The 20,861-nt window shown below is 55.9% G+C and carries 14 protein-coding genes; 9 read left to right on the top strand and 5 right to left on the bottom strand.

Annotated features, from left to right (window positions below; all coding sequences use genetic code 11):
• Positions 1–75: 75 nt before the first annotated feature.
• Complete coding sequence (gene trxB, locus J1C59_RS12525) at positions 76–1,044, bottom strand: thioredoxin-disulfide reductase (protein WP_128086773.1); 969 nt, start codon at positions 1,042–1,044, stop codon at positions 76–78.
• Between the two features lie 520 nt (positions 1,045–1,564).
• On the opposite strand from trxB, the gene lrp reads away from it, so the two are divergent.
• From lrp to J1C59_RS12495, 6 genes are all read left to right on the top strand, one after another.
• Positions 1,565–2,059 carry a leucine-responsive transcriptional regulator Lrp gene (lrp, locus tag J1C59_RS12520; protein WP_006118610.1) on the top strand — a complete coding sequence of 165 codons (495 nt, stop codon included), beginning with the start codon at positions 1,565–1,567 and terminating at the stop codon, positions 2,057–2,059.
• A 118-nt stretch (positions 2,060–2,177) separates the two neighbouring features.
• Positions 2,178–5,843 carry a DNA translocase FtsK 4TM domain-containing protein gene (locus J1C59_RS12515; protein WP_140917167.1) on the top strand — a complete coding sequence of 1,222 codons (3,666 nt, stop codon included), beginning with the start codon at positions 2,178–2,180 and terminating at the stop codon, positions 5,841–5,843.
• A gap of 181 nt (positions 5,844–6,024) precedes the next feature.
• On the top strand, positions 6,025–6,636 hold the full coding sequence (gene lolA / locus J1C59_RS12510) for an outer membrane lipoprotein periplasmic chaperone LolA (protein ID WP_031376650.1): 612 nt from the start codon (positions 6,025–6,027) through the stop codon (positions 6,634–6,636).
• Positions 6,637–6,643: 7 nt separating this feature from the next.
• Positions 6,644–7,987 carry a replication-associated recombination protein A gene (locus J1C59_RS12505; RefSeq protein ID WP_128085811.1) on the top strand — a complete coding sequence of 448 codons (1,344 nt, stop codon included), beginning with the start codon at positions 6,644–6,646 and terminating at the stop codon, positions 7,985–7,987.
• A gap of 91 nt (positions 7,988–8,078) precedes the next feature.
• Positions 8,079–9,371, top strand: coding sequence for a serine--tRNA ligase (gene serS, locus J1C59_RS12500; RefSeq protein WP_128085812.1), 1,293 nt, complete (start codon positions 8,079–8,081; stop codon positions 9,369–9,371).
• Positions 9,372–9,689: 318 nt separating this feature from the next.
• Positions 9,690–10,841 carry an MFS transporter gene (locus tag J1C59_RS12495; RefSeq protein ID WP_128085813.1) on the top strand — a complete coding sequence of 384 codons (1,152 nt, stop codon included), beginning with the start codon at positions 9,690–9,692 and terminating at the stop codon, positions 10,839–10,841.
• Between the two features lie 51 nt (positions 10,842–10,892).
• Here the strand turns inward: J1C59_RS12495 and pflA are convergent, their stop codons facing one another.
• The 4 genes from pflA to ycaO all read right to left on the bottom strand — a co-directional run bounded on the left by pflA (position 10,893) and on the right by ycaO (position 17,151).
• Positions 10,893–11,633 (bottom strand): pyruvate formate lyase 1-activating protein, encoded by a 741-nt coding sequence (pflA, locus tag J1C59_RS12490; RefSeq protein WP_128085814.1) that lies wholly within the window; start codon positions 11,631–11,633, stop codon positions 10,893–10,895.
• Between the two features lie 163 nt (positions 11,634–11,796).
• The gene (gene pflB, locus J1C59_RS12485; RefSeq protein ID WP_140917168.1) at positions 11,797–14,079 is read right to left on the bottom strand and encodes a formate C-acetyltransferase; all 2,283 of its coding nucleotides are present in this window, start codon (positions 14,077–14,079) and stop codon (positions 11,797–11,799) included.
• A gap of 71 nt (positions 14,080–14,150) precedes the next feature.
• Positions 14,151–15,011 carry a formate transporter FocA gene (gene focA, locus J1C59_RS12480; protein ID WP_128085815.1) on the bottom strand — a complete coding sequence of 287 codons (861 nt, stop codon included), beginning with the start codon at positions 15,009–15,011 and terminating at the stop codon, positions 14,151–14,153.
• 376 nt (positions 15,012–15,387) lie between these two features.
• A complete protein-coding gene (ycaO, locus tag J1C59_RS12475; RefSeq protein WP_128085816.1) occupies positions 15,388–17,151 on the bottom strand; it encodes a 30S ribosomal protein S12 methylthiotransferase accessory factor YcaO in 1,764 nt (587 codons plus the stop codon).
• 312 nt (positions 17,152–17,463) lie between these two features.
• Between ycaO and serC the strand changes: the two genes are divergently transcribed.
• The 3 genes from serC (at position 17,464) to cmk (ending at position 20,802) form a co-directional block, all read left to right on the top strand.
• Positions 17,464–18,549: a 3-phosphoserine/phosphohydroxythreonine transaminase gene (gene serC, locus J1C59_RS12470; RefSeq protein WP_128085817.1), complete on the top strand. Its 1,086-nt coding sequence runs from the start codon at positions 17,464–17,466 to the stop codon at positions 18,547–18,549.
• Between the two features lie 82 nt (positions 18,550–18,631).
• Positions 18,632–19,918 (top strand): 3-phosphoshikimate 1-carboxyvinyltransferase, encoded by a 1,287-nt coding sequence (gene aroA / locus J1C59_RS12465; RefSeq protein ID WP_128085818.1) that lies wholly within the window; start codon positions 18,632–18,634, stop codon positions 19,916–19,918.
• 197 nt (positions 19,919–20,115) lie between these two features.
• Positions 20,116–20,802, top strand: a complete 687-nt coding sequence (gene cmk, locus J1C59_RS12460; RefSeq protein ID WP_128085819.1) for a (d)CMP kinase — start codon at positions 20,116–20,118, stop codon at positions 20,800–20,802.
• Positions 20,803–20,861 lie beyond the last annotated feature (59 nt).

The following is a 20,861-nucleotide window of genomic DNA, read 5'->3' as shown; positions in this document are numbered from 1 at the left end:
ATCTAGCATGAGGGCAATAAAAAAGGCGACTGAAAAACCGTCGCCTGGAACATTTGAGATCAGAGAGTTAACAACTTACTGATCGTTTTTAACCAGTCCGTCAAGAAAACGCTCAGCGTCTAACGCAGCCATACAACCGGTGCCTGCTGACGTGATCGCCTGGCGGTAAATATGGTCCATCACATCGCCTGCCGCGAAGACGCCAGGAATGCTGGTCTGGGTGGCATTGCCGTGCAGACCTGACTGCACTTTGATGTACCCGTTCTCCAGCGCCAGCTGGCCCTCAAAGATGGCCGTGTTCGGGCTGTGACCGATAGCGACAAAGAGACCTGCCACTTCCAGCGCTTCCGTCTCATCGCTGTTCTGGGTAGAGCGCAGCGTCAGACCGGTCACGCCCATCTGATCGCCGGTTACCTCTTCCAGCGTGCGATGGGTGTGCAGCACGATATTGCCGTTGCGCACTTTTTCCATCAGACGGTCGATCAGGATCTTCTCGGCGCGGAAGCTGTCGCGACGGTGAATCAGATGGACTTCAGCGGCGATGTTCGCCAGGTAAAGTGCCTCTTCAACCGCCGTGTTGCCGCCACCGATGACCGCCACTTTCTGGTTGCGGTAGAAGAATCCGTCACAGGTCGCGCAGGCGGAAACGCCTTTGCCTTTGAACGCCTCTTCAGAAGGCAGGCCCAGATAGCGCGCTGACGCCCCGGTCGCGATGATCAGCGCATCCGAGGTGTATTCGCCGCTGTCGCCCGTCAGGCGGAACGGCCGGTTCTGCAGATCCACGGTGTGAATATGATCAAAAATGATCTCAGTATTAAATTTTTCGGCATGCTCATGCATGCGCTCCATCAGCGATGGGCCTGTCAGATCGTGCGGGTCGCCCGGCCAGTTTTCCACCTCGGTGGTGGTGGTCAGCTGTCCGCCTTTTTCCAGACCGGTGATGAGTACCGGATTCAGGTTGGCGCGAGCAGCATAAACGGCTGCGGTATAACCCGCTGGGCCGGAGCCCAGGATGAGTAACTTACTGTGTTTGGCCGTACTCATGCGTTCCTCAGTTTCATTCGGCTGACATAGCCTGCGATTGTAGGGAATATCCGGCGGCAATGACAAGGCTTAGCCAATTTTGTTAACGATAGCTGCAAACGGCGTAGACGATGAGCGGCAGTTTTGCCTGGTCAATGCGCCAAAAGGGGGCAAAACTCGGGTTAAACCAGTGCAGAAGTGGAAAAATACTCATTTAAAAACAGATACCCAGCGGTCTGTCTGGCATCTTGTCCTGAATTTGGTGATTTTACTTTGACAATCGCCTGCGCATTTGCGAAAACATTATCAGAAGTGAATAACATTTATCGGCACAAAACAGGTTTTCGTCGCCTGTTTTGCACGTAACGCCGGATAAAAGCAGCCTGATATGGATAATGACGCATGATGTGGACAGACAACATGCGTCATATCGATAAGTCTCACCACACAGGCTCTGTTAGCTCACTTCAGAAATGCCCCGAACAATGAGCGTTTTCAGGGCGTGGCAGGTAAAGGGAAGGAATTAAGAGAGACAATAATAATGGTAGACAATAAGAAACGCCCCGGGAAAGACCTCGACAGAATTGACAGGAACATTCTGAACGAACTTCAGAAAGATGGTCGCATTTCAAACGTAGAGCTTTCCAAACGCGTAGGCTTATCGCCTACGCCATGCCTTGAGCGCGTGCGCCGCCTTGAACGTCAGGGATTTATTCTTGGCTATACCGCGCAGCTGAACCCGCACTATCTGGATGCTTCACTGCTGGTATTCGTTGAGATTACTCTGAATCGTGGCGCACCGGATGTGTTTGAACAATTTAACGCCGCTGTACAAAAACTTGAGGAAACTCAAGAGTGTCACCTCGTTTCTGGTGATTTCGACTACCTGCTGAAAACGCGCGTTCCTGATATGTCTGCCTACCGTAAGCTGCTGGGTGAAACCCTGCTGCGCCTGCCGGGCGTAAACGACACGCGAACCTATGTGGTGATGGAAGAGGTCAAACAGAGCAACCGGCTGGTGATCAAAACCCGCTGATGCGGCGCAGGTGCAAAACCTGTGAGATTTCGGTACACTCCTGTGAATTCATACAGGATCAGCGTCGGGCTTGCCCGACGCTGTTGCTTCTTACTTTACAGGCACCTGGAGAGTCCTCTTGAGCCAGGAATACACAGAAGATAAAGACGTTTCGTTACAGTCGCTGAGCAGTGGACGTCGTCTGCTGGAAGCGATGCTCATTCTGGTGGCGCTGTTTGCCATCTACCTGATGGTTTCTCTGGTCAGTTTTAATCCTTCCGACCCGAGCTGGTCGCAGACGGCCTGGCATGAACCCATTCACAATCTCGGCGGCAGCCCCGGTGCCTGGCTGGCCGACACCTTACTCTTCATCTTTGGGGTGATGGCGTATGCCATTCCGCCCGTCATCCTGGGGCTCTGCTGGATTGCTTTCCGGCAGCGCGATAATCAGGACTATTTCGACTACTTTGCGGTCGGGCTGCGCTTAATTGGCGTACTTGCGCTGGTGGTGACGACCTGTGGTATGGCGGCGCTGAACGCCGACGATATCTGGTACTTCGCCTCCGGCGGCGTGATTGGCAGCCTGGTCAGTAACGCGATCGCCCCGTGGTTCAGTCCGGCGGGTGGCACGCTGATGCTGCTCTGCGTCTGGGCGGCGGGGATTACGCTCTATACCGGCTGGTCATGGCTCACTATTGCGGAGCGGATTGGTGGCGTGGTGATGGGCGTACTGACGTTTGCCAGTAACCGCTCTCGTCACGATGAGCCGTGGCAGGAAGAGGAGGACGAGCGCGATACGCGCGAGTATGCCGATCTGCCTGAAATGAGCGGGGCGGATCAGGACGATGATGTCCTGCTCTCTGCGCCGCGCGCGGCGTCACAGCCCGATCCGCTGCTGGCGAAAGCCGCCGCAGCAACCAGCGCCGCCGTCGCAGCGACCACCGAAGCGGCTGGCGTCGCACCTGCCGTCGCCGCTCCGGCTGCTGCAGGCACACCTGCGCCTGCGGCTGTGGATACCGCGCCAGCGCCGGTTACACCGGCCGCCGCCACTCCGGCATCGCAGCCTGTGGCGACGCCAGCGCAGAGCGCCCCTGTGTCTCACGCTGCCCCGGCAGCTGTGCAGAGTGCTCCAGATGCTCACGCTGCCCCGGCAGCTGTGCAGCGTGCTCCTGATGCTCACGCTGCCTCGGCAGCTGTGCAGCGTGCTCCTGATGCTTACGCTGCGCCGGCGGCCGCGCAGGGAACACCTGAACCTTACCATGCTCCGGCAGCGCACTCTGCGTCTGCCCCGGCAGCCTCTCCGCCGCTTTATCGTTTCGAAATGCCAGATGAGGCGCCAGCCGCTCCATCATTCAGCGCTTATGATGACGATGAGCCCAGAATGGGCAACTGGCGTGATGCGACTGCGGTGCCTGCTGCCGCGGCCGCAACGGCGGCGACAGCCGCTGCGGCATCGGCCACGCGTACCGCGCCTGTGTTCGACTTAGCGCCGGAAACCTCACTTAACCCGCAGGTTAAACAGGGCATCGGACCGGCGTTGCCACGACCTAATCCGGTTAAACTGCCGACCCGCCGCGAACTGGCTTCTTACGGTATCAAGTTGCCGTCTCAGCGCATGGCCGAAGAGAAAGCCCGTGCGGAAGAGCGTGAAACGGCACCGGCGCAGAGTCAGGCGTCTGTGGCTGAGGCCGAAGAGGCGCAACAGCAGGCTGAACTGCGTCAGGCCTTCCAGTCTGAGCAGCAGCAGCGCTACGGCACCAGCTGGCAGCAGGATGAAGAAGAACAGGATGCCCAGCAGCAGGATGCGCTGGCGCGTCAGTTCGCCGAGCAGCAACAGCAGCGCTACCAGTCTGACGTGAAGAAAGAGCCGGTACTGAACATCGATACCGCCTCTGCGTTTGATTTTTCACCGATGAAAGATCTGGTGGATGATGGCCCGACCGAACCGCTGTTTACCATTGCGGCGACGCCGGAACCGGAAGCGCCTGCGGTTTCACATGAACCCTGGCAGCAGGTGAGTGAGGTTGCAGAACCTCAGGCTGCGGCTCAGGTGCCTGCTCCGGCCCGCTTTGCGCCAGCGGAACCCGCTCACAGTGCGCCAGCTGAACCGGCTTACAGTGCACCGGCTGCCCCGATCGAACCGGCCTATACCACGCCTGCCGCGTCGCCTTCGTATAGCGCACCTGCGACACCGGCTTACTCGTCACCGGCGTATGGCACGCCAGCCGCCGCGCCTGAACCTGTTGAAGACGCGAAGCCGTCACTGCATGACAGCCTGATTCATCCGTTCCTGATGCGCCATGAACAGCCACTGGAGAAACCCTCTACACCACTGCCTTCGCTGGATCTGCTGACTGCGCCTCCGGCCGAGGAAGAGCCGGTCGATATGTTCTCGCTGGAGCAGACCGCCCGTCTGGTCGAGGCGCGGCTGGGCGATTATCGCGTGAAGGCGGAAGTCGTCGGCATCTCGCCTGGCCCGGTCATCACCCGGTTCGAGCTGGATCTGGCACCCGGCGTGAAAGCGGCGCGCATCTCCAACCTGTCGCGTGACCTGGCGCGTTCACTTTCAACCGTCGCGGTGCGTGTGGTAGAGGTGATCCCCGGTAAACCCTATGTGGGTCTGGAACTGCCGAACAAACATCGTCAGACCGTTTACCTGCGCGAAGTGCTGGACTGCCCTAAATTCCGCGATAACCCGTCACCGCTCTCTGTGGTGCTGGGTAAAGATATCGCCGGGCAGCCAGTCGTCGCCGATCTGGCAAAAATGCCGCACCTGCTGGTCGCCGGTACCACCGGTTCCGGTAAGTCTGTCGGCGTGAACGCCATGATTATCAGCATGCTCTACAAGGCAACGCCAGAAGAAGTGCGCTTCATCATGATCGACCCGAAAATGCTGGAGCTGTCGGTTTATGAAGGCATTCCGCATCTGCTGACCGAAGTCGTCACGGACATGAAGGATGCGGCCAATGCGCTGCGCTGGAGTGTGGGCGAGATGGAGCGTCGCTATAAGTTGATGTCAGCCCTGGGCGTGCGTAACCTGGCCGGTTACAACGAAAAAGTGGAACAGGCAGAGGCGATGGGGCGTCCGATTCCCGATCCGTTCTGGAAGCCGGGCGACAGCATGGATATGACGCCGCCGGTTCTGGAAAAACTGCCTTACATCGTGGTGATGGTCGATGAGTTCGCCGACCTGATCATGGCCGTAGGTAAAAAGGTGGAAGAGCTGATTGCGCGTCTGGCGCAGAAAGCCCGTGCCGCCGGTATCCACCTCGTGCTGGCGACCCAGCGTCCTTCGGTGGATGTGATTACCGGGTTGATTAAAGCGAACATCCCGACGCGTATCGCCTTTACTGTCTCCAGCAAAATTGACTCCCGTACGATTCTCGATCAGGGCGGGGCGGAATCCCTGCTGGGCATGGGTGATATGCTCTATATGCCGCCGAACTCCTCGCTGCCGATCCGTGTTCATGGGGCGTTTGTCCGTGACCAGGAAGTGCATGCGGTGGTGCAGGACTGGAAAGCCCGCGGTCGTCCGCAATATATCGACAGCATTACCGCAGGCGAAGAGAGCGAAAGCGCCGGTGGCATGGACAGTGATGAGGAGCTGGATCCGCTGTTTGATCAGGCCGTCAGCTTTGTCATCGATAAACGCCGGGCGTCGATTTCAGGTGTTCAGCGTCAGTTCCGCATCGGTTACAACCGCGCGGCGCGTATCATTGAGCAGATGGAAGCGCAGGGCATCGTCTCTGCACCCGGACACAACGGCAACCGTGAGGTGCTGTCGCCTCCGCCGCACGATATGTAGCGGTCAGCGATATGTTTTGAAACATGATTCAATGAGCCAGTTTTCACTGGCTCATTGTTTTTAGGGGGCTAACCCCCATATCTTACTCAGCTTTCGGTTTTTTCCTCTGTTCTGATGGCGGAACGGCGACCAGGCTTAATGCAGTAATCGATGGGAACGTTTAAATAAGGAATTGCAGCAGATGAAACTACGCGTAATCGCTCTGGGCCTGTTGGCCACCTTTTCTTCAGCCAGCGTTCTGGCTGATGCTTCCAGTGACCTGCAACAGCGCCTGAACAAGGTCAGCAGCTTCCATGCCAGCTTCACGCAAAAAGTGACCGACAGCAGCGGCGCTAACGTTCAGGATGGCGAAGGCGAACTGTGGGTAAAACGCCCCAGCCTGTTTAACTGGCATATGACCGCGCCGGACGAAAGCATCATCATCTCCGACGGCAAATCGCTGTGGTTCTACAATCCGTTTGTTGAGCAGGCGACCGTCAGCCTGTTGCAGAATGCGACCAGTAACACACCGTTTATGCTGATTGCCCGTAACCAGTCAAATGACTGGAAGCAGTACAACATCAAACAGCAGGGTGACAACTTCGAGCTGACGCCGAAAAACAGCGACGGCAATCTGAAGCAGTTCACCATCCAGGTCACGCCTGGCGGCACCATCAATCGCTTCAGCGCGATTGAACAGGATGGGCAGCGCAGCGACTACCAGCTGAAGAGCCAGCAGAATGGCGCTATCAGCCCGGATAAATTTACGTTCACTCCGCCTAAAGGCGTCACGGTGGACGACCAACGTCAGTGAGGCCACGGTGAGTAACCTGTCCCTGGATTTTTCCACCGAAAATTTCAAACCTCTGGCCGCGCGTATGCGGCCAGAAACATTGAAACAGTACATTGGTCAGCAGCATCTGCTGGGCGCGGGCAAACCTCTGCCGCGTGCGATTGAAGCAGGGCACCTGCACTCAATGATCCTGTGGGGACCGCCCGGGACCGGCAAGACCACGCTGGCCGAGATCATCGCGCATTACGGTAACGCCGATGTGGAGCGCATCTCGGCGGTGACCTCCGGCGTAAAAGAGATCCGTGAGGCGATCGAACGCGCCCGGCAGAACAAACATGCCGGGCGGCGCACCATCCTGTTTGTGGACGAGGTGCATCGTTTTAACAAAAGCCAGCAGGATGCGTTTTTACCGCACATCGAAGATGGCACCATCACCTTTATTGGTGCAACCACCGAAAACCCCTCGTTTGAACTCAACTCGGCGTTGCTGTCGCGCGCCCGCGTCTACCTGCTGAAATCCCTGACGCAGGCGGATATCGAGCAGGTGCTGGATCAGGCGATGCAGGACAAAACCCGCGGGTATGGCGACAGTGACATCGTGCTGCCAGACAATACGCGCCGGATGATCGCTGAACTGGTCAACGGCGATGCCCGTCGGGCGCTGAACACGCTGGAGATGATGGCGGACATGGCCGAAGCCGATGCGTCTGGCCAGCGGCAGCTGACGCCACAGCTGCTTAATGAAGTGTCGGGTGAGCGTTCTGCGCGTTTTGATAACAAGGGTGATCGTTTCTACGATCTTATCTCGGCACTGCACAAGTCGGTGCGCGGCTCTGCGCCCGATGCGGCGCTCTACTGGTATGCGCGTATCATCACCGCAGGCGGCGACCCGCTCTACGTCGCGCGGCGGTTGCTGGCTATCGCTTCGGAAGATGTCGGCAATGCCGATCCACGCGGGATGCAGGTGGCGATTGCCGCCTGGGATTGCTTTACACGCGTGGGACCGGCCGAAGGGGAGCGCGCGATTGCCCAGGCGATCGTCTATCTGGCCTGCGCGCCGAAAAGTAACGCCGTCTACACCGCCTTCAAGGCCGCGATGCGCGATGCCCGCGACCATCCCGACTACGATGTGCCGGAACATCTGCGCAATGCGCCGACGAAGCTCATGAAAGAGATGGGGCTGGGTAAAGAGTACCGTTACGCGCATGACGAAACGCACGCCTATGCCGCGGGCGAAGTCTATTTTCCCCAGGAGTTGGCCGGTGTACGCTATTACACCCCGACCACGCGCGGACTGGAGGGTAAGATTGGCGAAAAGCTAAGCTGGCTGGCTGAGCAGGATCAAAATAGCCCGACAAAACGCTACCGCTGACACAGACGTTACGGTAATGTGAGCAATGTTTTCAACGCATTCCACGGAGTGCGTCCCTTCTTTTAACCAACTATTAATACACAGGATAAGCATGCTCGATCCCAATCTGCTGCGTAATGAGCCAGACGCAGTCGCAGAAAAACTGGCACGCCGGGGATACAAACTGGATGTGGACACGCTGCGCTCGCTCGAAGAGCGTCGTAAAGTGTTGCAGGTGGAAACAGAAAATCTGCAGGCTGAGCGTAATGCCCGATCCAAATCCATCGGTCAGGCCAAAGCACGTGGGGAAGACATCGAGCCGCTGCGTCAGGAAGTGAACGCTCTGGGCGAACGCCTGGATAGCGCAAAAGCAGAACTGGACGAACTGCAGAATCAAATCCGTGACTTCGCGCTGGCGCTGCCAAACATTCCGGCAGACGAAGTGCCACTGGGCAAAGATGACAGTGAAAACCAGGAAGTGAGCCGCTGGGGCACCCCGCGCGAATTCAGCTTCCCGGTTAAAGATCATGTTGAACTGGGCGAAGCAGCCAAAGGTCTGGATTTTGCGGCCGCCGTGAAGCTGACCGGCTCGCGCTTTGTGGTGATGCAGGGGCAGATCGCCCGTCTGCATCGCGCACTGAGCCAGTTCATGATCGACCTGCATACCGAGCAGCATGGCTACCTCGAAACCTACGTGCCTTATCTGGTTAACCATGAAACGCTGTATGGCACCGGCCAGCTGCCGAAGTTTGGCGAAGACCTGTTCCACACCCGTCCGCTGGAAGAAGAGTCAGACAGCAGCCACTATGCGTTGATCCCTACCGCAGAAGTGCCGCTGACTAACCTGGCGCGTGACGAGATCCTCGAAGAGGAGAGCCTGCCGGTTAAACTGACCGCGCATACGCCATGCTTCCGTTCTGAAGCGGGATCTTACGGTCGCGACACGCGCGGCCTGATCCGTATGCATCAGTTCGACAAGGTGGAAATGGTGCAGATTGTCAGCCCGGAGCACTCTATGGAGGCGCTGGAAGAGCTGACCGGTCATGCTGAGAAAGTGCTGCAGCTGCTGAACCTGCCGTATCGTAAGGTGCTGCTCTGCACCGGTGACATGGGCTTCGGATCAACCAAAACCTACGATCTGGAAGTCTGGCTTCCGGCGCAGAATACCTACCGTGAAATCTCATCCTGCTCCAACATGGGCGATTTCCAGGCGCGTCGCATGCAGGCGCGTTGCCGCAGCAAGCAGGATAAGAAGCCACGCCTGGTGCATACCCTGAACGGTTCAGGCCTGGCTGTCGGCCGTACTCTGGTCGCGGTGCTGGAAAACTATCAGCAGGAAGATGGCCGCATCGCGGTGCCAGACGTTTTACGCCCTTATATGAACGGCGTCGACATGATCGGCTAAGCGATACCGACACGCGAAACCCGGCTCCGGCCGGGTTTTTTTATGCGGCCGGGTCACGGTGATCCGGCCGGGCAGGTCAGAATTTATCACAAATAAACGTTATCGATATCAGACCCGCCGAAGCGCCTAAAAATCTCATTTTTCATAGAGATAGCCATTAACCGCCTGCCAGTTATCACGATTGTAACTCACTGAAGATTAGTAAATTAAATTGTCGGGCAGCAAAATGTGCTGCGGTCAAATGTCGCCCATTGACTTTAAATTAACGGATGGCAAACTGCGCGCAATTTCCTTCTTCTGTTCTGGTTTTTATCCCCTATGTCCACCTGGTCACGCCCTGTGATTTTGCTGCTTTGCGGCCTGATGTTAATGACCGTCGCCATTGCCGTGCTCAATACGCTGGTTCCCCTGTGGCTGACCCATGATCTCCTCACCACCTGGCAGGTCGGCATCGTCAGCTCCGCTTATTACACCGGAAATCTTGCCGGCACGCTGCTGGCGGGCTGGCTGATCAGCCAGTATGGTTTTAATCGCAGCTACTACCTGGCGACCGGACTTTTTGCTCTGGCAACCCTGTGCCTGGCGATGATGCAGGGGTTCTGGCTATGGAGCACGCTGCGTTTTATGGCGGGTGCAGGCTGTGCGCTGATGTGGGTGGTGGTCGAGAGCGCACTGCTCTGCAGCGGCACCGTGCGTAACCGGGGACGGCTGCTGGCAGCCTATATGATTGTTTATTACCTGGGCACCGTTGCCGGGCAGCTGCTGGTCAGCAGGCTGTCTACCGAGCTGTTGAGTGTGATCCCCTGGGTGACCTCGCTGGTGCTGTGCGCGGTGTTACCGCTGGTCTTCACCCGCGTTTCCGCCAGTGGTGAAGCGGCGGAAGCGGCCCCGACGCGCATCTGGCCGATGCTCCGTCGCCGGAGTTCACGCCTGGGGATCAATGGCTGCATTATCTCTGGCATTGTTCTCGGCTCGCTCTATGGCCTGATGCCGCTCTACCTCTCACATCAGGGCATGAGCGATGCCAGTGTCGGTTACTGGATGGCGCTGCTGGTGAGCGCAGGAATTGTCGGGCAGTGGCCGGTGGGGCGTCTGGCCGATCGCTTTGGCCGGATGCTGGTGCTGCGTGTGCAGGTCTTTGTCGTGATCCTGGGCGCGATGGCGATGCTAAGCAATGCCGCTATGGCTCCGGCGCTGTTTGTTCTCGGGCTGGCGGGCTTTACGCTCTATCCGGTGGCGATGTCCTGGGCGTGTGAAACCGTCGCACATCATGAACTGGTTGCGATGAACCAGGCGTTACTGATGAGCTATACCGTGGGCAGCCTGCTTGGCCCGGCCATGACCTCCGTGCTGATGCAGAACTATTCTGACCGCCTGCTGTTTGTGATGATCGCTGCCGTGTCGCTGATCTATCTGGTGATGTTGCTGCGCAAAGCCGATCAGCATGCCACACCGGTGGCGCATGCCTGAGGAATAAAACGCGAAAAGGGAGCTCAGGCTCCCTTTTTGTCGTTAAGATGCTTAATACATCACTTCATGGCCGTAACTGGCGAGGATGTTTTTCACCCGCTCCATGGTCTCTTTTGTTGGCGGTTTGACGCCCTCCAGTTTGTACTCTTCACCCATCGCGATCCATTTGTGTTTGCCCAGCTCGTGGTAGGGGAGCAACTCAATCTTCTCCACATTCTCCATGTCACGGGTGAACTCGCCCAGCCGGTGCGCTGTGTCATCATCATCGGAGTAGCCGGGCACCACGACAAAACGGATCCAGGTGCGCTTTCCCTTTTTCTGCAGGTAGCGGGCGAAATCCAGCGTCCGGTGATTAGAGACGCCAACCAGAATCTGATGAACATCATCATTCATCTGTTTCAGGTCGAGCATCACCAAATCCGTCACGTCGAGCAGCTCATCAATGACCGGATCGTAACGGCGGACAAAGCCGTTTGTGTCGAGGCAGGTATGAATACCTTCTGCTTTACAGGCGCGGAACCAGTCGCGGACAAATTCAGCCTGAAGAATCGCTTCTCCTCCTGATGCCGTTACGCCGCCACCCGAGGCGTTCATAAAGTGGCGATAGGAGAGCACGTCGGCCATCAGCGCGTCGACGCTGATCTCTTTGCCGCCGTGGGTATCCCAGGTATCGCGATTGTGGCAGTAGAGGCAGCGCATCAGGCAGCCCTGGAAGAAGGTGATGAAACGGATGCCGGGACCATCGACGGTTCCGCAGGATTCAAATGAGTGGATACGACCGTTAACTGACATTGCGATGTTTTCTCCAGTAGGTCTGCCGGGACAGACGGCGCAATCTCTGTTGCGCTCAGGGCAGGAAATCGATTCTGGTAGGCACCCCGAAAAGATGACGACCAGAACAGACTTTTTTAAATAAAAGGCTCCGCGAGGAGCCTTTTATCACTCAGAACGGTGATTACAGGGACTGTGTGAAGGTACGGGTAATCACATCCTGCTGCTGCTCTTTGGTCAGCGAGTTAAAGCGTACAGCGTAACCGGAGACGCGGATGGTCAGCTGCGGATATTTTTCCGGATGTTCCATCGCGTCCAGCAGCATCTCACGGTTCATCACGTTGACGTTAAGGTGCTGACCGCCTTCGATGCTGGCCTCGTGATGGAAGTAACCATCCATCAGACCGGCAAGGTTGGTTTTACGCACGTTGTCATCTTTACCCAGCGCGTTTGGCACGATAGAGAAGGTGTAGGAGATACCATCTTTCGCATAAGCAAACGGCAGTTTGGCAACGGATGTCAGCGAGGCTACGGCGCCTTTCTGGTCGCGGCCATGCATCGGGTTAGCACCGGGTCCAAATGGCGCACCCGCGCGGCGTCCGTCCGGGGTATTACCGGTTTTCTTACCATAAACCACGTTGGAGGTAATGGTCAGAACAGACTGTGTTGGAACAGCATTGCGATAGGTGGTCAGCTGCTGAATTTTCTTCATGAAGCGTTCAACCAGATCGCAGGCCAGGTCATCCACCCGTGGGTCGTTGTTACCGAACTGCGGATATTCGCCTTCGATATCAAAGTCGATAGCCAGGCCATCTTCGTCACGTACTGGTTTCACTTTGGCATATTTAATGGCAGAGAGTGAGTCTGCAGCCACGGAGAGACCGGCGATACCGCAGGCCATGGTGCGGTAAACATCGCGATCGTGTAAGGCCATCAGTGACGCTTCATAGCTGTATTTATCATGCATGTAGTGAATGATGTTCAGTGAAGTCACATACTGCTTGGCCAGCCAGTCCATGAAGTGGTCCATACGCGCCATGACGGTATCGAAATCCAGCACGTCGTCGCTGATTTTGTCACCTTTCGGTCCAACCTGCATTTTCAGCTTCTCATCCACGCCGCCGTTGATTGCGTAGAGCAGGGTTTTTGCCAGGTTGGCGCGGGCGCCAAAGAACTGCATCTGTTTGCCGACGACCATCGGGCTTACGCAGCAGGCGATGGCGTAGTCATCGTTATCGAAATCAGGGCGCATCAGGTCATCGTTCTCATACTGCAGGGATGAGGTGTCGATAGAGACCTTAGCGGCATATTTTTTGAAATTAACCGGCAGTTTTTCAGACCACAGAATGGTCATGTTCGGCTCAGGTGAAGGCCCCATGGTGTAGAGGGTGTTCAGGAAGCGGAACGTGCTTTTTGAGACCAGGGTACGGCCATCGACGCCCATACCGGCCAGGGATTCTGTCGCCCAGATAGGGTCGCCTGAGAACAGCTCATCATATTCCGGCGTACGCAGGAAACGCACCATACGCAGTTTCATGACCAGATGGTCAATCAGTTCCTGTGCCTGCTCTTCGGTCAGCTTACCAGCTTTGAGGTCACGTTCGATGTAAACATCAAGGAAGGTCGAGACGCGGCCGAAGGACATCGCCGCACCGTTCTGTGATTTCACTGCGGCCAGGTAGCCGTAGTAAGTCCACTGCACGGCTTCCATCGCATTGGTTGCCGGGCCGGAAATATCGTGACCATATTTTGCCGCCATCTCTTTGATCTGCGCCAGCGCACGATGCTGATCGGAGATCTCTTCACGCAGACGGATAGTGGCTTCCAGGTTGACGCCGTTCTCTAAATCCTGCTGCAGTGAGGTGAACTGAGCGAATTTATCGGCCATCAGGAAGTCGATGCCGTATAACGCCACACGACGATAGTCGCCGATGATACGGCCACGGCCATAGGCGTCAGGCAGACCGGTCAGAATACCTGATTTACGGCAGCGCAGAATGTCAGGAGTGTAGACATCGAAGACGCCCTGGTTGTGGGTTTTACGGTACTCGGTGAAGATTTTTTTGAGTGAAGGATCGAGTTCACGGCCATAGACTTTGCAGGAGCCTTCAACCATCTTGATGCCACCAAAAGGAATGATGGCACGTTTTAATGGTGCTTCAGTCTGCAGACCAACGATTTTTTCCAGTGACTTGTTGATGTAACCAGCGTCGTGGGAAGTGATCGTTGAGGCGAGGTCGGTGTCAAAATCGACAGGAGCGTGAGTGCGGTTCTCAATTTTGATGCCTTCCAGCACGCTTTCCCACAGCCGGGTGGTCGCTTCAGTCGCGCCCGCCAGGAATGATTCATCACCTTCATAAGGGGTGTAGTTTTTCTGAATGAAGTCGCGCACGTTGACGCTATTCTGCCATTCGCCTTCAGCAAATCCTTCCCATGCTGAAGCCAGTTTTGCATTAAGTTCGGTCATAATATACCTGCCTTATATGAGGAGACTTTACGGTCGGGCACAGCTGTCGTTCTGTGCCGTCAGATTCAGAATCAGTGTGTCTGGCTGCCTTTGCGGAGATAGATAACCCAGTAGGTCAGCCCAACCAGCACGCCGCCGCCGATGATGTTACCGATCGTCACAGGAATCAGATTGTCGAGAATGAAGTGACTGACGGTAAGCGATGGAAACTGTGCTGCCGATGAGCCAGCAGCCTGCCAGAACTCCGGTGTCGCGAAGTCGCGGATGGTAATGGCGTAAGGGATAAGAAACATATTGGCGATGCTGTGTTCGAACCCGCTGGCGACAAACATGCCAACAGGCAGAATCATCACAACCAGTTTATCGGTCAGGCTCCGGCCTGAATAACTCATCCAGACGGCGAGGCAGACCAGCAGATTAGCCAGCGTGCCTAAACAGACCGCTTCCAGAAACGTGTGATGCATCTTGTGATCGGCGGTTTGCAGGACGTTCAGACCCCATGCGCCGTTTGCCACCATGTGCTGACCGGCGAACCACATCAGCGCCACAAAGAAGAGGGCGCCTGCAAGGTTACCGGCGTAGACGTTAATCCAGTTGCGGGCCAGCTGGCCCCAGCTGATGCGTCCACTGGCTTTGGCGACCACGATTAGCACCGTAGAGGTGAAGAGGTCGGCACCGCAGACCACCACCAGCATCAGGCCGAGGGAGAAACAGACACCCCCAATCAGTTTGGCCAGGCCATAGGGCATCGCGCCACTGCCGGTGGTCGCTGTAATGTAAAATACGAACGCGATTGAGATAAATACGCCGGCGTTTATTGCCAGAAAGAAGGTGGTGAAGGGGGACTTGGTGGCTTTATAGATACCGGCCTCTTCGGCCACTTTCGCCATTGCGGCGGGTAATAAAAGATTAAAAGGGTTGTCAGTTTTCACACTAACTTACTCCTGAAGTTGTCTGAAAAAATACTAACAAAGGCGTAGTGGGTGGTAATTGATATAGATCATGTTTGCCGAAATGATCGACAGCCGAAAGCGGGAATAAAAATGCAATTTTTATCTAAATAGATGAATTTGTTGAATTAAATAAATTTTAAAAATACAAAAATATTTTAATGGCTGAGCGCGGCATAATGAGTCTGACGTGCGCACGTCAGGCGTGAAACGATTGCATGTTAAATAAAATGATGCAATGTAATAAGAATGAATTTTAATACAGCTAATGTTTCATTAACAGATGAGGCGGGAAGAGTGGCACCGGATAAATCCGGTGCCATGTCGTGCTGGTGGTGTCAGATTTTCCCGTCAGGTATCAGACGTTTTTCCAGAACTGACGCTTAGCCTTTTGCAGTTTTTCGTAGGCGGCAAGCAGGGACTGATGCGCCGGGAATGCCTGCAGCGACTCATCAACGGACTGCAGGCCATAGAACGGACGTTCTCCACTGATGGCGGCGGAAGCGGCCTCCATGGCGCTTTCGCCATACATCCGCAGGAAAGCGTGATGATACTGCAGCGGATCGCGCTCATCTTCCATCGCCAGTAACAGCAGGGTCTGCAGGCAACGATAGTAGTTTGCGCGCGCTGGCGTGAAGATTGAGCTGTTGAATTCCATCGTCCATTCCGTCCAGATCAGCGCCTGATCCAGATCGCCGCCCGCCAGCGCCAGCATCGCTTTTAACTCGCCCACACGCAGCGTATACCAGCCATTGTCTTTACCGGTCGCCAGGCCCAGCAGCTCACGAACGCGCGTGAAATCATCAAAGCCTTCATCGTCGAGCTGACCGATCAGATCCAGATACTCTTCCGGATTCCAGTTACTGTCAGGCAGAGAGAGCAGGGTTTCACGGATGCCCGCGCCCATGCTGTTGTTCGCCAGCACCAGATCTTCTGCCGGATAGATGTCTGACATGCCCGGAACGATGATGCGGCAGGCGTATACGCCCAGATGCTCGTAATCGGCGATGTAGACTTCCTGATCTTCAGCGGCAAAGATCGCCATCAGTGTGGCAAATTCCTGCTCGGTGCTGCCCGCAAATGACCAGTCAACAAAGTCGTAATCGGCTGTTTCTTTGAACAGATCCCAGGAGATCAGACCGCTTGAATCAATGAAGTGCGTTTCGAGGTTGGCATGTTCAGCGACTTCCTCGTCGTCAAAGGTCGGTGGCGTAAACACGTCCAGGTCTTTGAGGCTGCGGCCCTGCAGCAGTTCGGTCACGGTACGCTCCAGCGCCACACCGAAATCCGGGTGTGCGCCAAAGGAGGCAAAGCAGGTGCCATTAGCAGGGTTGAACAGCACCACGCAGATGACCGGGTATTTTCCGCCCAGCGAGGCGTCATAGGCGAAAATCGGGAAGCCTTCCGCTTCCAGACGGGCAATCGCTTCTGTCACGTCAGGATAACGCTGCATCACGGTATCCGGGATGGCAGGCAGGCTGATGGCTTCAGCAATAATGCGATTTTTAATGTAGCGTTCGAACACTTCAGACAGGCCCTGAACGCGCGCTTCATTCGCCGTGTTACCTGCCGACATGCCGTTTGATACATAGAGATTGCCGATGATGTTCATCGGGATGTAGACCGTCTGCTGGTCGGACTGACGGGTAAAGGGCAGGGCACAGATCCCCCGCTCGGTATGACCGGACTGCAGATCAATCAGGCCGGACGCCGTCAGCGCCTGGTCAGGATCGTAAAACGCCCGCAGGCGCGGGTCCAGAATCCCTTCAGGCAGTGACTCATCGTCAGGAATGGCGAACCATTTCTCATTGGGATAGTGCACGAAATCGCCGCTGGCGATCTCTTTTCCCAGCCAGAAGTCAGCAAAAAAGTAGTTGGTTGAGAGACGCTCAAAGTATTCGCCCAGCGCAGACGCCAGCGCCGCTTTTTTGCTGGCCCCTTTACCATTGGTAAAACAGAGCGGGCAATCGCGGTCGCGGATATGCACTGACCAGACATGGGGAACAGGATTAAGCCAGGAAGCTTCTTCAATATTAAAGCCAAGATCCTGCAGCTTGTTCTGGAAACGCGCAATGGAGTCTTCCAGTGCGGCATCTTTGCCCGGGATAAATGTTTGCGTCATTGTGGCGCTCTCTCAGTTGTCATAGGGTGCGTAAAGCGCGCCATGATACGGACTTTGCTGACCGACCGCTATCAGGGCAGATAATTTTACCGGCTTAGTTTTCATCAGAGCGGCTTGCCAGCCAAATGCGGATTCGAGAGGCCGGATGAAGCCTCACAAAATTCCGTGCCGGTTTGCATTGGTAACATAACCTCCGGCGAGACGGATTCAGAAAATGTGACCGCTCCCTGATTTATGATTGCAGCTATCAGAATGCAGTGATAAAACCGGATGATTATTCATAACCGTTCGATATGACAGTGGTGAGGGGAAATGACGCAAGTTTATAATTTTAGCTCTGGCCCGGCGATGCTACCGGTTGAAGTCCTTCGTCGTGCAGAACAGGAACTGACGAACTGGCGCGGTCTGGGTACCTCTGTAATGGAGATCAGTCACCGCAGTAAAGAGTTTATTCAGGTGGCTGAAGAGGCAGAGCAGGACTTCCGTGATCTGCTAAAAATACCGTCGAATTACAAAGTTTTATTCTGTCATGGCGGGGCGCGCGCGCAGTTTGCCGCTGTGCCGGGTAACCTGCTGGGAAGTGCGACTCACGCCGACTATGCCGATGGCGGTTACTGGGCGCATAGCGCCATAAAAGAAGCGGAAAAATATTGCTCTCCACGCACGCTGGATGTCAAAACGACCCGCGAGGGCAAACGTGCCATTCTGCCGATGCGCGAGTGGGCGGTCAGCGAAGACTCCGCTTACCTGCATTTCTGCCCGAACGAAACCATTGACGGCATCGCCATTGACGAGCAGCCCGACTTTGGCAGCAAAACGGTAGTCGCTGACTTCTCCTCGACCATTCTGTCACGCCCTATCGACGTCAGCCGCTACGGCGTCATCTATGCAGGTGCGCAGAAAAACGTGGGGCCAGCCGGCTTAACCCTGGTGATTGTGCGCGAAGACCTGCTGGGCCAGGCGCACGCCTCCGTGCCTTCTATTCTCGATTACAAAGTGCTGGCCGATAACGATTCAATGTTTAACACCCCGCCCACTTTTGCATGGTATCTCTCCGGACTGGTGTTTAAGTGGCTGAAGGAGAAGGGCGGTGTGGCCGAAATTGATCGCATCAACCAGGCAAAATCTGACCTGCTGTATGGTGTTATCGACCACAGCGGCTTCTATCGCAATGATGTGGCGGCGGAGAACCGTTCCCGCATGAATATTCCTTTCCAGCTGGCTGATGCTTCTCTGGATGCGCTCTTCCTGGAAGAGTCGTTCAGGGCGGGCCTGCATGCGCTGAAAGGGCACCGTGTCGTAGGCGGTATGCGCGCATCTATTTATAATGCGATGCCGCTGGAAGGCGTAAAAGCGCTGACGGATTTCATGGTTGATTTCGAACGCCGTCACGGCTGATTATTAAGATCTCAGCAATTATGCTGATGCCAGACCTCGTCATACGGCGAGGTCTCTGTATTTTTTGAGGATTTCGTTTCACATGCAGGACTCCCTGACTCTCCAGCCCATTGCCCGCGTCAATGGCACCGTAAATCTGCCAGGCTCAAAGAGCGTTTCCAATCGTGCTTTGCTGCTGGCTGCGCTGGCTAACGGCACCACGCGTCTCACCAACTTACTCGACAGCGATGATGTCCGGCACATGCTGAATGCGCTGACCGCGCTGGGCGTGAGCTATACGCTTTCCAGCGATCGCACGGTGTGTGAAGTCACAGGTAATGCCGGGCCGCTTCATGCTGCACAGCCGCTGTCACTGTTCCTGGGGAATGCCGGCACCGCAATGCGTCCGCTGGCTGCGGCGCTCTGTCTGGGCGAGCACGATCTGGAGCTGACCGGCGAACCGCGCATGAAAGAGCGTCCTATCGGCCATCTGGTGGATGCCCTGCGTCAGGGCGGCGCGACCATTGAGTACCGGGAAAACGAAAACTATCCGCCGTTGCGTTTACGGGGTGGGTTCACCGGCGGTGACGTCAGCGTGGATGGCAGTGTCTCCAGCCAGTTCCTGACCGCACTGCTGATGACCGCACCGCTGGCGCAGCAGGATACCTGTATCACGATTAAAGGCGATCTGGTTTCCAAACCTTACATTGATATCACCCTGAACCTGATGCAGTGCTTCGGCGTCGCTGTGGAGAATCAGAACTATCAGCGCTTCCTGATCAAGGGACAGCAGCAGTACCAGTCGCCAGGTGACTATCTGGTTGAAGGCGACGCCTCCTCCGCCTCCTATTTTCTGGCGGCTGCCGCTATCAAAGGTGGCACGGTGCGGGTCACCGGGATTGGTCGCCAGAGCGTGCAGGGCGATATCCGCTTTGCAGACGTGCTGGAAAAAATGGGCGCAACCATTGAGTGGGGCGATGATTACATTGCCTGTACCGCAGGGAAACTGCAGGCGATCGATATGGACATGAACCATATTCCGGATGCCGCCATGACCATTGCGACAACCGCCCTGTTTGCTGAAGGTACAACCCAGTTGCGTAACATCTATAACTGGCGGGTAAAAGAGACCGATCGACTGAGCGCCATGGCCACTGAGCTGCGCAAAGTGGGGGCAGAGGTTGAAGAGGGACATGACTACATTCGTATCACGCCGCCGGTCACGCTGATCCATGCCGATATCGGTACCTACAACGATCACCGTATGGCGATGTGCTTCTCTCTGGTGGCGCTCTCCGATACGCCGGTGACCATTCTGGATCCCGGCTGCACCGCTAAAACCTTCCCGGACTATTTTGTTCAGCTGGCAAAAATCAGCCAGCCTGCCTGATATCTCCTCTCCGGTGCGGTTTCGCACCGGATCCCGCCGGTTTAATCTGGCTGTCATTCCGCAGAGATCCTCTGAATTAACTAAGATTTCGAACCCTGTCAGTGCGAAAGGGTAACCAAGCCATGCTATGCAGCGTATAATGCTATGCATTATTGGTGACCAGATGGTCATAAGGCACGCAGCAACAGGAGGGAATAATGACAGTAACTGCCCCGGTCATAACTATTGATGGGCCAAGTGGAGCGGGAAAAGGAACCCTGTGCAAAGCCATGGCGGAATCGCTGCAGTGGCATCTGCTGGACTCCGGTGCGATTTACCGCGTGCTGGCGTTAGCCGCACTGCATCATCAGGTGGATATCGAGTCTGAAGAAGCACTGGTGCCGATTGCAGCGCATCTTGATGTGCGTTTCGTGTCACAAAACGGTGAAATGCAGGTTATCCTCGAAGGCGAAGATGTTACCGGTGAAATCCGCACGCAGGAGGTGAGCAACACCGCTTCCCGCGTAGCCGCTTTTCCGCGGGTGCGTGAGGCGCTGTTGCGCCGTCAGCGTGGTTTCCGTGAAATGCCGGGCCTGATTGCAGATGGTCGTGACATGGGCACCGTGGTTTTTCCGGATGCGCCGGTGAAAATTTTCCTCGATGCCAGCCCGGAAGAGCGTGCTCAGCGCCGTATGCTACAGTTGCAGGATAATGGCTTTAATGTTAACTTTGACCGCCTTTTAGCCGAGATAAAAGAGCGCGACGACCGCGATCGCAATCGCGCAATTGCCCCTTTAGTTGCTGCTGACGATGCACTGGTGCTGGACTCTACCGAGATGTCTATCGACCAGGTCATTGAAAAAGCACTACATTATGCCCGTGAAAAACTGGGCATTCCGGCTTAACTGAATTTATCACCCCGTACCACGGATCCGGTGCAGGGCATGTGAAACAACCCCATCCG

The organism is Pantoea deleyi (assembly GCF_022647325.1).
Classification (GTDB): Bacteria; Pseudomonadota; Gammaproteobacteria; order Enterobacterales; family Enterobacteriaceae; genus Pantoea; species Pantoea deleyi.
The sequence above is the reverse complement of the archived record's forward strand: the minus strand, read 5'-3'. Positions and strand labels throughout refer to the sequence as shown.

Excerpts from the sequence above, each read along its gene's own strand:
- trxB (WP_128086773.1), bottom strand. The coding sequence starts at position 1,044 with ATGAGTACGGCCAAACACAGTAAGTTACTCATCCTGGGCTCCGGCCCA.
- lrp (WP_006118610.1), top strand. The coding sequence starts at position 1,565 with ATGGTAGACAATAAGAAACGCCCCGGGAAAGACCTCGACAGAATTGAC.
- lolA (WP_031376650.1), top strand. The coding sequence starts at position 6,025 with ATGAAACTACGCGTAATCGCTCTGGGCCTGTTGGCCACCTTTTCTTCA.
- serS (WP_128085812.1), top strand. The coding sequence starts at position 8,079 with ATGCTCGATCCCAATCTGCTGCGTAATGAGCCAGACGCAGTCGCAGAA.
- J1C59_RS12495 (WP_128085813.1), top strand. The coding sequence starts at position 9,690 with ATGTCCACCTGGTCACGCCCTGTGATTTTGCTGCTTTGCGGCCTGATG.
- pflA (WP_128085814.1), bottom strand. The coding sequence starts at position 11,633 with ATGTCAGTTAACGGTCGTATCCACTCATTTGAATCCTGCGGAACCGTC.
- pflB (WP_140917168.1), bottom strand. The coding sequence starts at position 14,079 with ATGACCGAACTTAATGCAAAACTGGCTTCAGCATGGGAAGGATTTGCT.
- ycaO (WP_128085816.1), bottom strand. The coding sequence starts at position 17,151 with ATGACGCAAACATTTATCCCGGGCAAAGATGCCGCACTGGAAGACTCC.
- serC (WP_128085817.1), top strand. The coding sequence starts at position 17,464 with ATGACGCAAGTTTATAATTTTAGCTCTGGCCCGGCGATGCTACCGGTT.
- aroA (WP_128085818.1), top strand. The coding sequence starts at position 18,632 with ATGCAGGACTCCCTGACTCTCCAGCCCATTGCCCGCGTCAATGGCACC.
- cmk (WP_128085819.1), top strand. The coding sequence starts at position 20,116 with ATGACAGTAACTGCCCCGGTCATAACTATTGATGGGCCAAGTGGAGCG.